Here is a 12,270-nt window from a genome sequence, read left to right as displayed (position 1 = left end):
CCCGGGATCGATCCCGGGGCCGTCCTCTGCGTTGCGTCGCGTCAGCTCAGGCCCTGCTCCTTGAGCCACGCCTTGGCGATGTCGGCCGGCTGCTTCTTGTCGGCCGTGCTCTGCACGTTGAGCTTGACCAGCTCCTCGGTCGAGAGCTTCGCGCTCACGGCGTTGATCGCCTTCGACACCTTGTCGGCGACGTTCGCGCTCACGATCGGCACGACGTTCGACGGAAGGATGAGGTTCTTCGGGTCCTTCAGCGCGACGAGGTCGCCGCTCGCGAACGCCGGGTCGGCCGAGTAGATGTCGGCGACCTGCACGGTGCCGGCCTTCAGCGCCTCGAGCGTGGTCTGGCCGGTGGCCGAGAACGCCAGGTCGACGCCGTAGAGGCTCTTCGCCGCGGCGGGGCCGTAGGGGCGCTTCTCGAACTCGGGAGCGGCGCCGACGGTGACGGGGGCGGGCACCTTCGAGAGGTCGGCGATCGACTCGAGCTTGTACTTGTCGGCGTTCGCCTTGGTCACCGTGTAGGTGTCCTGGTCGGCGGCCTTGGCGTAGTCGAGCACGGCGAGACCCGACGGCAGCGCCTTCTTGAGCGCGGCGTAGACGTCGTCGGGGCTGTTCGTGTCGGCCTTGCCGCCCAGGTACTCCAGCAGGTTGCCGGTGTACTCGGGGAACAGGTTGATCGCGCCCGACTTCACGTCGGGCATGTAGGCGTCGCGCTGGCCGATGTTGAACTTCCGGTCGACCTTCACGCCGTCCTTCTCGAGGGCCTGCGCGTAGATCTCGGCGATGATCTCGTTCGAGTAGTAGGCCTGGGATCCGATCACGACCGTGTCGGAGGAGCCGGATCCGCTGGACGCGGTGGGCTTGTCGAGCGGGTTGCTGGAGCTGCACGCACTGAGCGCGAGCGCCGTGGCGACCACGGCCACGGCCGTGGTCGCGATGCGGGTGATGCGGGCGGTGAACATGGAGTGCCTCTCTTCGGTGGGGAGTCGGTGCAGGTCAGGTGCGGGCCGCGCGCAGCGCGCCCCGGGCGGAGGGTTCGTCTTCGGAGCGGCCTCCGGCCGCACGCACGCCGGCCGGGACGGCCGCGCGCTGCGCGATCGCGAAAAGGAGATCGGCGATCAAGGCGAGCGCCGCGACGAGCAGCGCCCCGGCCAGCACCTGGTCGAAGCGGCCGAGGGGGATGCCCTGGATGATGGGGTAGCCGAGGCCGCCGAGGTTCACCCAGGCCGCGATCGTCACGGTCGCGATCACCTGCAGCGTCGCCGCGCGCAGGCCCCCGACCAGCAGGGGCAGACCGAGCCGGAACTCGACCTTCCAGAACACCTGCCACGGCGTCATCCCCATCGCCTTCGCGGCGTCGATCACCCGGGGCTCGATCGCCTCGATGCCGGTGTACGCGCCGGCGAGGAGCGAAGGGATCGCGAGCAGCACGAGCGTCACCAGCGCGGCCGCCGGCACCTGCAGCACGCCGAACAGCAGCACGAGCAGGATCAGCAGGCCGAAGGAGGGGATCGCGCGGGCGGCGCCCGAGATCGCGACGGCGACCTCGCGTCCGCGACCCGTGTGCCCGATGAGCCAGCCGGCCGGCACGGCGATCAGGCTGGCGACGAGCACCGAGACGGCGGTGTAGAGCAGGTGCTGGCCGAGCAGCACGGGCAGCGCGTAGGACCCGGTCCACTGCTCGGGATCGAGCAGCCACCGGATCGCGTCGGCGAAGAGGTTCATGCGGCGCCTCCCGTCACGACGGCGGGCCCTTCGAGAGCCTCAGGGGCCGCGCTGCGCGTGCGCCGCCGGCCGCGACGCTGCCACGGCATCACCAGACGGCCGAGCACGACGAGCAGGGCGTCGACCACGAGCGCGAGCAGGATCACGGCGATGACGCCCGCGAACACCTCCTCGATCAGGCGGCGGTCGAGCCCGTTCGTGAAGAGGTAGCCGAGGTTCTGCACGCCGACCAGGATTCCGACCGTGGCGAGGGCGATCGTGGAGACGGCGGCGACGCGCACCCCCGCGAGGATCACCGGGCCCGCGAGCGGCAGATCGACGGTCCAGAAGCGGCGACCGGATCCGTAGCCCATCGCGATCGCGGCGCGGCGCACGTCGGCGTCGACCGAGTCGAGCCCGTCGGCGACCGCGCGGACCAGGATCGCCACGTTGTAGATGGTCAGCGCCACGACGAGGTTGGTGGGGCTGATCGCGGAGTAGCCCAGCAGCGCCGGCAGCAGGATCAGCAGCGCCAGGGAGGGGATCGTGTAGAGCAGGCCGGTGAGCACGATCACAGGACCGCGCACCAGACGGTACCGCCAGGCGATCCACCCCAGCGGCACGGAGACGACGACCCCGAGCACGAGAGCGATCAGGCTCTGCTGCAGATGCACGGCGGCCAGGCTCACGATGAGCCCGAGGTTGTCAATGATCCAGGTCATGTCAGCCGACCTCGTCCGCCGTCCGCGGCGGGTGCGTATCGAGGAGATCGGCGGGCGACTGCACGAGAGTGCCCTGCGCGCGCCCGTCGGCGTCGACCACCACGGTGCCGTGCGGAGTCTCCCGCAGGTGCAGAGCCCGGCGACCGCGGTCGGCGCCGATGAACGCGGCGACGAAGTCGTCCGCGGGTGCGGAGAGGATCTCGTCCGGAGTGCCCTGCTGCACGATGCGGGCGCTCTTGCCGAGGATCACGATGCGGTCGCCGAGGAGCAGCGCCTCGTCGATGTCGTGCGTGACGAACACGACGGTCTTGCCGAGCTCGCGCTGCAGGCGCAGCAGCTCCTGCTGCAGCTCGGTGCGCACGATCGGGTCGACGGCGCCGAACGGCTCGTCCATCAGCAGGATGTTGGGATCCGCGGCGAGTCCGCGGGCCACGCCCACGCGCTGCTGCTGCCCGCCGGAGAGCTGGCTCGGATACCGTTCGGCGAGCGCCTGGTCGAGACCGACCGTGTCGAGCAGCTCGCGTGCGCGGACGTGCGCCTCGCGCCGGGAGACGCCGTTGAGGCGCAGCACCGTGGCCACGTTGTCGATCACGCTGAAGTGGGGGAGCAGACCGGAGTTCTGCATGACGTAGCCGATGCGGCGGCGCAGGGCGACGGGGTCGCCGTCGAGGACGCTCTCCCCGTCGATCTCGACCACGCCCGAGCTGGGCTCGACCATCCGGTTGATCATGCGCAGCAGGGTGGTCTTGCCGGATCCCGACGAGCCGACCAGCACGGTCGTCTGCCGGGCCGGGATCACCAGGCTGAAGTCGTCGACCGCGCGGGTGCCGTCCGGGAACGTCTTCGTGACGGAGCGGAATTCGATCATGTGCGTCGGCCCCTCAGGGGAGGGACCCCTCCTGGGGCACGTCGCCCGCGCGGATCTCGACCTTGCGGTCGAACGCGACGTAGCCCGAGAAATCGACGCCGACGCGCTCGATGGCCGTCGGATAGGGGTGCGGGTAGGCCCAGGCCAGATCCTTGTGGACCTGCTCGTCCACCCGGAGCGAGTAGTACTGGCACTCGCCCTTCCACGGGCACGTGTACGGCGTGGGGCTCTCCTGCAAGACGCCTTCGGTGACGGCCGTGGGCGGGAAGTAGCGGTTGCCCTCGATCACCACGACGTCCGAGTCGTCCGCATTCGCGACGACTCGTCCTTCGAATACTGCTTGCATGCTCGTCCCTCCTCGGGAATCGATGCGACACGTGCTTCTCGGCGTGCGGCGCCGGGGCGCCCTTCCGACAGTAGGCCACGCCTCCGACATCCAAGAAGCGCCCCCACCACATCGGGAAACAGACCGACATCCGCCGGGATTCCCCCTCGGCCGGACCCGTTGTCGTTTCGACGCGCGCATATGGCCCGGTTCGGACCCGGATCCGAGCCATGTGCGCACCGTGAAACGCGGCGGCGGGGGCGGCGCCGGGGGACTCAGGCGGACTGTCGGCCGTAGGCCTCCAGCAGGCGCAGCCACACCTCGCTCATGGTCGGATACGAGGGCACCGCGTGCCAGAGCCGGGCCAACGGCACCTCGCCGGCGATCGCGATGGTGGCGGCGTGGATGAGTTCGGCGACATCGGGGCCGACGAACGTCACGCCGAGCAGCACCTGCCGGTCCTCGTCGACGACCATGCGCGCCCGTCCGCGGTAGCCGTCGGCGTGCAGCGACGCCCCGGCGACCGAGGAGAACTCGACGTCGACGGCCCGGACGCGGTGTCCCGCCTCACGTGCGGCCGCCTCGGTCACTCCGGCCGCGGCCACCTCCGGCTCCGAGAACACCACCTGCGGCACGGCGGCGTGATCGGCGGTGGCGACGTGCCGTCCCCAGCGCTCGTCGTCGACACCCTCGCCCTTCGCCCGCGCGACGATCACGTCACCCGCGGCGCGCGCCTGGTACTTGCCCTGGTGCGTGAGCAGCACACGGCCGTTGACGTCGCCGACCGCGTACAGCCAGTCGACGCCCGGCACCCGCAGCGTGTCGTCGGTGCGGATCCATCGACCCGCCGGGAGGCCGGCCGTCTCCAGTCCGATGTCGCCGGAGCGAGGAGTGCGCCCCGTGGCGACGAGGATCTCCGCGGCGCGCACGTCTCCGCCGTCGGTCGTGACCGTGACCCCGTCGGCGTCGCGGACGACGCTCTTCGTCGCGACACCGGTGCGCACATCCACGCCGAGCCCGCGCAGCCCCTCCGCCACGAGATCGGCCGCGAAGGGCTCGACCGAGCCGAGCAGCCCGCTGCGGGCGAGCACGGTGACCGTCGCACCGAGCGCGGCATAGGCGGTGGCCATCTCGACGGCCACCACTCCGCCGCCGATCACGACAAGCGACTCGGGGATCTCCTCTGCGCTCGTCGCCTCGCGGCTGGTCCAGGGGTTCGCCTCGTGGAGTCCGGGGATCGGCGGGATCGCGGCGTCGGATCCGGTGCTGATCGCGACCGCCTGCCGGGCGGTGAGCGTGCGCACGCTGCCGTCGGGCAGTGTCACGGCGACCTTCCGCTCGCCGCTCAGCCGCCCGTGGCCGCGGACGAGATCGATGCCGGCCGATTCGAGCCAGGCGACCTGCCCGTCGTCCTGCCAGTGGCTCGTGAAGGAGTCGCGACGGTCGAGCACCGCGCGCACGTCCAGATCGCCGGTGACCGCTTCGGCGGCGCCGCCCACGTGCTGGGCCGCGCGCAGCGCCTGCGGCGAGCGCAGCAGCGCCTTCGACGGCATGCACGCCCAGTAGGAGCATTCGCCGCCGACGAGCTCGCCCTCCACGATCACGGCCGTGAGCCCGCCCTGAACGGCGCGGTCGGCCACGTTCTCCCCGACCGGTCCTCCACCCAGCACGATCAGGTCGTATTCGTCGGTCATGGGTTCCGCCTCTCGTTCGGGAGTCGTCGCGGTCCAGCGCTGCACACGACCTCATCCACCCTCGCAGAACAGGAGACGGCCTGCGGGGATTCCTGGGGAATCGTCAGACCGCGTCCTCGACGGGCGCCGAGGTCACCACCGACGGGTCCTGCACCTCGACGACCAGCGGATCCTCGGAGCCCGCCTCGCGAATCCGCCAGACCCGCACCTTCGCACCCACGCCGGGCACCTGGGTCTGCAGGAGCATCCGGGACCGGGCGGTCGGGCGCTCCCAGATCGCGGAGGACATTCCCGCCGAGGTCGTGACGGACAGCTCGAAGCGGTCGACGCCGCCGTCCTCGATCGTCGACACCGTGCGCGTGACGACCGTGCCGTCGAACCGGTCGATCCGGCCGGACGCTCCGCGCCAGCGCGCGAGCGCGCGCACCCGCAACGCGCTCTGGGCGAGCGCCCCGGCGAAGACGAACCACAGCACCAGCACCAGCGCGACGATGAACACGGTGAACAGCACCGAGAACCAGACGCCGGGGGTCGGCGTGGTCCAGATCGGGATCAGCGTTCCCGCCCCGACGACGGTCGCGAGCAGGAGCAGCACCACGAAGGCCGCACGGGCACCCGGCCGCATGGCGCCGCGGATCGGCAGCTCGGCGGGCGGGACCGGATCCGGCCAGCGCTCGAGCAGCACGACGACCTGGCCGACGGACGCCGAGGGCGAAGGGGTCATAGCGCGAGTCTAGGTCGCCGGGCGCCTCGTCGCCGAGACTCAGCGGCAGCCCGCCGCCTTCTGCACGAGCGAGTCCGGCGGCGATCCGTACGCCTGCGTGCCGTTGCCGTCATCGGTGAACCCCATGCTGATGGCCCATGCCGTCGCCCACGCCTCCGCCGCCGGCGAATCCGTGTTGTCGACCATCGTCCGGCATTTGGTCGCGATCGCGTGCCCGGCCTCGTGCGCCACCAGCGCCTTGCTGGAATCGCCCGGCCAATCCTCGGCGATCGAGTTCGACAGCCGGATCGTCGCGTACTCGCCCGATTGGATCGGCGTGAGCGTCTCGCCGGAGAGGTAGCCGTTGTCGCCGCCGAGGTCGTTCACCCGATCCGCCCACTCGAAGTCGAGCAGCACTCCCGGGACGAGGGATCGCGCGAAGTCCTCGATCTGTTGCCGCGCATCCTGCAGCGGACCCGCCTCCGCCGCGAGCGTCGCGGTGTGCCCGTCGCGCACCTTCTGCGCCGTCGCCGCGTAGCCGACGAAGGCCTCCGCGATCGGCTCGTCGAAGGAGCTGGCGGCCGCGAGTCTGGCGGCCCCCTCACGCAACGACAGGACTCCTTCGTTCGGGGAGGGCCTGTTGTCGTTCTCGATCTGGCCGGCGAGTCCCGCCGCGGCCTTGATCACGTCGGACCCGGTCTTGTCGATCGCCTCCGTCGCGGATCGGAGTTCGTCGGAGGAGCGGCCGAGCGCAGAGGTCAGCGTGCGCACGCTCCGCGCCTCGGCGTCGAGGTTCGCGGAGTCGGCGTACAGCTCCCAGAACCAGGAGGGCTTCGTGCCGGGCGCGGAGAGCTTCGTGCCGGTCAGCGACACGGCCGCGGCAGACGCCTTCTGCGCCCGGTCCCTCTGGGTGGTGAGTTCCGCCCGCTGGGCGTCCCCGACCATCGTCGGATCGGACACCCCCAGCAGGTGCTCTGCCGCTCGGGCGGCCTCGTCATCGACGACGCGCGTGCGCACGTTGCGCGACTCCTCGTCGTCGTGCTTCGACAGCGCGGCGGTCAGGTGCGTGCGGGCGTCGTCGTAGCCGAGGTTCGCGGTGAGCTGCAGCGCCGCGCCGATGCCGGCGAGCAGCAGCACCCCGGCGATCGGCAGAGTCCAGGCCAGGACGGCGCGGCGACGCCGTCGCGGGAGCGGCGACGGAGCACGATCCGGATCGGCGGAGACGAGCAGGCCGGCGAGGTCGTGACCGCCGCCCGGCACGGGCTCGACGGACGACGCGACCTCAGAGGCGCCGGGCAGAGCAGTTACGGTGCCGTCGGGTCCGGCGGTCGGGGCGATGCCGGGAGGATCCGCCGGGGCTTCCGAAGGAGTCGACCGGTCGTCGTTCATGGAGCCCCCCTGGATCCGCACCGTGGCGCCGGACGCGGAGTGCGCCGGCCCTGTTGCGTTCAGGATAGGGCCTGAGCCGGCTGCCGCCGTGTCCGCCCGGCTCAGCGGACGGGCAGCAGGTGCGTCGGCGCGGGCGCGGGGGTGCGGTGACGGATCCGGCCCGGCGCGCCGGTGCGGTCGTCGAGGTCGAGCACCGTGATCTCGTCGGAGCGCTGACCCGCGACGAGCAGCGCGCCGTCGTGCACGAGGTGATGGCGGGGCCAGTCGACGCCCGCGTCGGCGAGCGCGAGCGGTTCGACCCGCTCGCCGGATCCGCGCACGCGCAGCGCGGCGACCGTGTTGCTGCCGCGCACTCCGGCGTACAGGGTCTCGCCGTCCTTGGAGCGGCTCAGCTCCGCGGGGTAGTCGTGCCCGGGCGTCGCGATCGCCGAGATGGGGGTGCCTGCGACGAGGCCCCAGCGTCCCTCGCGGTCGGCGGCCAGCGTGAACAGCTCGCAGGAGTACTCCGTGACCACGTGCAGGTGCCCGCTCGGGTGCACGACCATGTGGCGCGGACCGGATCCGCGCGGCAGCACCACTTCATGGTCGAGCGCCAGTCCGGTGGGCGCGGGGCGCCAGATCCGCACGAGGTCGTAGCCGAGGTCGGTCGTCGCGATCCGGCCGTCGGGAAGGAACGCCGCGGCGTGCGCGTGCGAGACCCGGGGGTCTCCGTCCTTCGATGGGCTCAGGGACCGGTCGAGGCGGTTCGGGTCGGAGGCGTAGGGGTCGACGGCGGCCGTCGGATCCGCCCGGTGCTCCGACTCGTCGCCGCCCTCGCGCTCCTCGGCGCCGCGGTCGCCGAACAGGGCCTCGCGCAGTTCCGCCGCCTTGTCGCGGGCGTCGGGCTGCAGCGCGCCGTCGGGGCCGAGCCCGATCCGCACCACGCGGCCGTCGCCGTAACAGCTGGCGACGAGGAAGCGACCGTCGGGGGATACGGCGAGGTGGCACACGTACTGCCCCGCGGCGACCGGGCGGCCGAGCGGGCGCAGCGCGCGCTCGCCCGTCCGTGCGAACGCGGCGACCTCGCCGGCGCCCTCGAGCGCCGCGTAGACGACGTCGAGCGTCGGATGCTGCGCGAGCCACGACGGGGACGGGGCCGGGGCGACCGCGCCGCGGTAGCCGAGCGTCGTCGGGCCCTGTCCGTCGGCGACCGCGAGCAGCCCGATCCCGTCTGCCTGCCCCTCCATGTCGGCGCCGTATCCGCCGACCCAGAATCGCGTCATCGCTCGCCCCAGATCCGTCTGTTTGCGTCAAACCGTGGTGTCAGGCCCCCAAAACCCACCGTTTGACGCAAACAGACGGAGGGGAGGAGGAGGGAGGGAGGAGGGTCAGTCGACCAGGTCGTGGCGCACGATCACCTGGTCGCGCTCCGGGCCGACGCCGATCACCGAGATGCGGGTGCCGCTCATCTTCTCCAGGGCGAGAACGTAGTTCTGCGCGTTGACCGGGAGCTCCTCGAACGTGCGCGCCGTGGAGATGTCCTCCTGCCAGCCCGGGTGGTACTCCAGGATCGGCTTCGCGTGGTGGAAGTCGCTCTGGTTCACCGGCACGTCGTCGAAGCGCACGCCGTCGACGTCGTAGGCGACGCACACCGGGATCTGCTCGAGACCGCCGAGGATGTCGAGCTTGGTGAGCACGAGGTCGGTGATGCCGTTCACGCGCGTCGCGTAGCGGGTGATGGGCGCGTCGTACCAGCCGACCCGGCGCGGGCGGCCGGTCGTGGTGCCGAACTCGAAGCCGCGCGCGCGCAGCCAGTCGCCCTGCTCGTCGAACAGCTCGGTGGGGAACGGACCGGATCCGACCCGCGTCGTGTACGCCTTGACGATGCCGACGATGCGGTCGAGCCGGCCGGGGCCGACACCGGATCCGGTCGAGGCGCCGCCGGCGGTCGCGGAGGACGAGGTCACGAACGGGTAGGTGCCGTGGTCGACGTCGAGCATGGTGGCCTGGCCGCCCTCGAACACGACGACCTCGCCGCGCTGCAGCGCGTCGTCGAGCAGGTGGCCGGTGTCGGCGACCATCGGGCGCAGACGCTCGGCGTAGGAGAGCAGATCCGTCATGATCTCGTCCACGGTGATGGAACGCCGGTTGAAGACCTTCACCAGCAGGTGGTTCTTCTGATCGAGCGCCCCCTCGACCTTCTGGCGCAGGATGTTCTCGTCGAACAGATCCTGCACCCGGATCCCGACGCGGTTGATCTTGTCGGCATAAGCGGGCCCGATGCCGCGCCCGGTGGTGCCGATCATGCGCTTGCCGAGGAAGCGCTCCGTCACCTTGTCGAGCGTGCGGTGGTACTGCGTGATGATGTGCGCATTGGCGCTGACCTTGAGGCGGGACGTGTCGATGCCGCGGGATCCGAGGGCCTCGAGCTCGTGGAACAGCACCTCGAGGTCGATCACGACGCCGTTGCCGATCACCGGGGTGACCCCGGGCGAGAGGATTCCCGACGGCAGCAGGTGCAGGGCGTACTTCTCGTCGCCGACCACGACCGTGTGGCCGGCGTTGTTGCCGCCGTTGAACTTGACGACCCAGTCGGTGCGCTCGCCGAGCAGGTCGGTGGCCTTGCCCTTGCCCTCGTCGCCCCACTGGACGCCGACGATCACGATTCCTGGCATGGGTGCATCCCCCTTGGGTGCGGCCGGTGGCCGCCGTGCTTTTCGCCGGGATTGCACCGGCGGATGAGCTGGCCCGATCGGGCGGGCCCAGTCTATCGGAGGGCGCAGACCGGCTGCGGGACCGGGCGCGCGCTGAGGCGGGACGCCCGGTAACGTGAAGGATGCGGGGACGGCGCAGTGCCCCGACGGAGACCTTCACATGACCGAGCCGACCGCCCAGCCCTCCCCCGGCGCCTCCGCGTCGCCGGCGGCGACCACGCGCCGCGAGGCGCGCCTGCTCCGCGAGGCGCCCGCGGGCGCGACTCTGCGCGGCCCGCAGGTCGCCGCTCCTCTGGTGGTCGCTCCGGCATCCGCCCCCGCCGCCTCCGGGTCGCCACTCGCGAAGCCCCTGGCGCTGCCTGTCGCTACGCCGATCGAGCCGGTCGCCGCAGCGGCGCCCGCGTCTCGGCGCAGGATGGTGCTTCTGAGGGGCGGCGCCGTCGTGCTGCTGTGCCTCGGACTGGGCACGGCCGGGCTCTGGCTTCTGCGCGCACCGGACGACGCCCCGGCGCACGGGCAGGACATCTCCGCCGCCGCGGATCCGGATCCGCGCTCGGAACGGCCCTTCGAGGGCGCTGGCTCCCCCGCGCCGTCCGGCCCGGGGAGCACGACGGCACCTCCCGCGACCAGCGCGCCGCCCGTCGAGGCGGTCGCGGCGCCCGCGCCGGCACCCGACGCTCCCGCCGCGGACGACGGCTCCGGCGCCACCCCGCCGCAGAGCGCCCCCGCGCCCGCCGCGCCGCCCGAGGCACCTCCGCAGCCCCCGGCCGCGGCACCCGCACCGCTCGCCTTCACCGGGATCACCCCGAACCAGACCATCGGGCTGCTCGGCATCCGGATCCTGAGCAGCTACACCCTGTCGCTGACCGGCCAGCCGGGTGCGACGGCGTCCGTGACCTATGCCGGCTCCCCCGCCGGATCCGTCGTCTTCGACGGCACCGGCCACGCAGCGATCACGGTCGGCGCGGGCGCGCTCGACCTCGGGATCGGCAACCCGATCATCACCGCCGCCTACACCGACGGCACCCCCGGTCAGTCCATCCAGGCCCACCGCAACGCGATCTGACGAGCGGATCCGGCTGCCTCGACCGCGTGGCGGGATATCGGCGGCAGATGGCGGTCGCCGTGCTCGACCGATGTCGGCGGTCCCTGCGACGATCGAAGGATGACCGAGACCACCGCGGGGCCGGCACAGGAGCCCGCTGCGAGCGACCGCGCCGCCGCACCGCGCCGCACCGGCGCACTCGTCCTCATCGCCGCCGTGATCACCGTCGTCCTGTGGGCCTCGGCCTTCATCGGCATCCGCGGCGCGGGTCCGCACTTCGACCCTGGCGCGCTCGCGCTGCTGCGCATGGCGGTCGGCACGGTCGCTCTCACCGTCATCGCGCTGCGACGCGGGGTGCGCCTGCCGCCGCGCCGCCACTGGCTCCTCGTCGCGGTGTGGGGCGTCGGCTGGTTCTGCGTCTACAACCTCGCGCTGAACGCCGCCGAGCACACGCTCGACGCCGGCACCGCGGCCATGGTCGTCAACCTCGCCCCGCTCATGGTCGTCGTCTTCAGCGGCCTGTTCCTGCGCGAGGGCTTCCCGAAGCCGCTGCTGATCGGGGCGCCGATCGCGTTCGCGGGCGTCGTGCTCATCGGCCTGAACTCCTCGACGAAGAGCGGCGCCCTCGACATCGCGGGCCTCCTGCTCGCCCTGCTCGCGGCGGTCATGTACGCGGGCTGCACGCTGCTGCAGAAGCACCTGCTCAGCGCCGGCGCGGATGCGACGACCCTCACCTGGCTGGGCGCCGCGGCCGGCACCGTGGCGCTGCTGCCGTGGACCGGAAGCCTCGTGGGCGCACTGCAGACGGCGCCGCTGGACGCCACCCTGTGGGTGGTGTATCTCGGCGTCTTCCCCACCGCGATCGCCTTCACGACCTGGGCGTACGTGCTGCAGCGCAGCACGGCGGGGCAGACCTCGGCGACCACGTACGTCGTGCCCGCGATCGCGATCCTGCTGTCCTGGCTGATCCTCGGAGAGGTCCCGACGCCCCTGATGTTCGTCGGAGGCGCACTGTGCCTGCTCGGCGTGCTCGTGACGCGCCTGCGCCGGCGAGCCGCCCCCATCTCTCCGGCGGCCCCGGCCGATCCGGCGACCGAGCCCGACACGACCCGGTGACCGCGTCTCCGCGA

At 72.1% G+C, this 12,270-nt stretch carries 12 protein-coding genes; 2 read left to right on the top strand and 10 right to left on the bottom strand.

Translation table 11 applies throughout. From position 1 onward, the window contains the following. Nucleotides 1-41 precede the first annotated feature (41 nt). From NFX31_RS00670 to NFX31_RS00625, 10 genes are all read right to left on the bottom strand, one after another. Nucleotides 42-959: an ABC transporter substrate-binding protein gene (locus NFX31_RS00670; RefSeq protein ID WP_045249004.1), complete on the bottom strand. Its 918-nt coding sequence runs from the start codon at nt 957-959 to the stop codon at nt 42-44. A gap of 34 nt (nt 960-993) precedes the next feature. Continuing rightward, a complete protein-coding gene (locus NFX31_RS00665) occupies nt 994-1,722 on the bottom strand; it encodes an ABC transporter permease (RefSeq protein ID WP_262956448.1) in 729 nt (242 codons plus the stop codon). Next, nucleotides 1,719-2,423 (bottom strand): ABC transporter permease, encoded by a 705-nt coding sequence (locus NFX31_RS00660; RefSeq protein ID WP_045249002.1) that lies wholly within the window; start codon nt 2,421-2,423, stop codon nt 1,719-1,721. Before NFX31_RS00660 ends, NFX31_RS00665 begins: the two co-directional genes overlap by 4 nt. A 1-nt stretch (nt 2,424) precedes the next feature. Then, nucleotides 2,425-3,291 (bottom strand): ABC transporter ATP-binding protein, encoded by an 867-nt coding sequence (locus NFX31_RS00655; RefSeq protein WP_091738141.1) that lies wholly within the window; start codon nt 3,289-3,291, stop codon nt 2,425-2,427. Nucleotides 3,292-3,304: 13 nt separating this feature from the next. Then, nucleotides 3,305-3,637 carry a DUF427 domain-containing protein gene (locus NFX31_RS00650; protein ID WP_091477829.1) on the bottom strand — a complete coding sequence of 111 codons (333 nt, stop codon included), beginning with the start codon at nt 3,635-3,637 and terminating at the stop codon, nt 3,305-3,307. Between the two features lie 254 nt (nt 3,638-3,891). Beyond that, the gene (locus NFX31_RS00645; protein WP_262956447.1) at nt 3,892-5,310 is read right to left on the bottom strand and encodes a dihydrolipoyl dehydrogenase family protein; all 1,419 of its coding nucleotides are present in this window, start codon (nt 5,308-5,310) and stop codon (nt 3,892-3,894) included. Between the two features lie 103 nt (nt 5,311-5,413). Continuing rightward, nucleotides 5,414-6,034, bottom strand: coding sequence for a hypothetical protein (locus tag NFX31_RS00640; protein ID WP_052674107.1), 621 nt, complete (start codon nt 6,032-6,034; stop codon nt 5,414-5,416). Nucleotides 6,035-6,073: 39 nt separating this feature from the next. Then, nucleotides 6,074-7,402: a hypothetical protein gene (locus tag NFX31_RS00635; RefSeq protein WP_262956446.1), complete on the bottom strand. Its 1,329-nt coding sequence runs from the start codon at nt 7,400-7,402 to the stop codon at nt 6,074-6,076. A gap of 101 nt (nt 7,403-7,503) precedes the next feature. Then, on the bottom strand, nt 7,504-8,664 hold the full coding sequence (locus tag NFX31_RS00630) for a lactonase family protein (protein WP_262956445.1): 1,161 nt from the start codon (nt 8,662-8,664) through the stop codon (nt 7,504-7,506). 105 nt (nt 8,665-8,769) lie between these two features. After that, complete coding sequence (locus NFX31_RS00625; RefSeq protein ID WP_045248996.1) at nt 8,770-10,056, bottom strand: adenylosuccinate synthase; 1,287 nt, start codon at nt 10,054-10,056, stop codon at nt 8,770-8,772. A gap of 199 nt (nt 10,057-10,255) precedes the next feature. On the opposite strand from NFX31_RS00625, the gene NFX31_RS00620 reads away from it, so the two are divergent. Both NFX31_RS00620 and NFX31_RS00615 read left to right on the top strand, forming a co-directional pair. Beyond that, nucleotides 10,256-11,161, top strand: a complete 906-nt coding sequence (locus tag NFX31_RS00620; protein WP_091477833.1) for a hypothetical protein — start codon at nt 10,256-10,258, stop codon at nt 11,159-11,161. A gap of 99 nt (nt 11,162-11,260) precedes the next feature. Continuing rightward, nucleotides 11,261-12,256 (top strand): DMT family transporter, encoded by a 996-nt coding sequence (locus NFX31_RS00615; protein WP_262956444.1) that lies wholly within the window; start codon nt 11,261-11,263, stop codon nt 12,254-12,256. Nucleotides 12,257-12,270 lie beyond the last annotated feature (14 nt).

The organism is Microbacterium azadirachtae (assembly GCF_025583665.1).
GTDB classification, from domain to species: Bacteria; Actinomycetota; Actinomycetes; order Actinomycetales; family Microbacteriaceae; genus Microbacterium; species Microbacterium azadirachtae.
Note: the sequence above shows the minus strand (reverse complement) of the source record. Positions and strands in the feature narration are given on the sequence as shown.

Excerpts from the sequence above, each read along its gene's own strand:
- NFX31_RS00670 (WP_045249004.1), bottom strand. The coding sequence starts at position 959 with ATGTTCACCGCCCGCATCACCCGCATCGCGACCACGGCCGTGGCCGTG.
- NFX31_RS00665 (WP_262956448.1), bottom strand. The coding sequence starts at position 1,722 with ATGAACCTCTTCGCCGACGCGATCCGGTGGCTGCTCGATCCCGAGCAG.
- NFX31_RS00660 (WP_045249002.1), bottom strand. The coding sequence starts at position 2,423 with ATGACCTGGATCATTGACAACCTCGGGCTCATCGTGAGCCTGGCCGCC.
- NFX31_RS00655 (WP_091738141.1), bottom strand. The coding sequence starts at position 3,291 with ATGATCGAATTCCGCTCCGTCACGAAGACGTTCCCGGACGGCACCCGC.
- NFX31_RS00650 (WP_091477829.1), bottom strand. The coding sequence starts at position 3,637 with ATGCAAGCAGTATTCGAAGGACGAGTCGTCGCGAATGCGGACGACTCG.
- NFX31_RS00645 (WP_262956447.1), bottom strand. The coding sequence starts at position 5,310 with ATGACCGACGAATACGACCTGATCGTGCTGGGTGGAGGACCGGTCGGG.
- NFX31_RS00640 (WP_052674107.1), bottom strand. The coding sequence starts at position 6,034 with ATGACCCCTTCGCCCTCGGCGTCCGTCGGCCAGGTCGTCGTGCTGCTC.
- NFX31_RS00635 (WP_262956446.1), bottom strand. The coding sequence starts at position 7,402 with ATGAACGACGACCGGTCGACTCCTTCGGAAGCCCCGGCGGATCCTCCC.
- NFX31_RS00630 (WP_262956445.1), bottom strand. The coding sequence starts at position 8,664 with ATGACGCGATTCTGGGTCGGCGGATACGGCGCCGACATGGAGGGGCAG.
- NFX31_RS00625 (WP_045248996.1), bottom strand. The coding sequence starts at position 10,056 with ATGCCAGGAATCGTGATCGTCGGCGTCCAGTGGGGCGACGAGGGCAAG.
- NFX31_RS00620 (WP_091477833.1), top strand. The coding sequence starts at position 10,256 with ATGACCGAGCCGACCGCCCAGCCCTCCCCCGGCGCCTCCGCGTCGCCG.
- NFX31_RS00615 (WP_262956444.1), top strand. The coding sequence starts at position 11,261 with ATGACCGAGACCACCGCGGGGCCGGCACAGGAGCCCGCTGCGAGCGAC.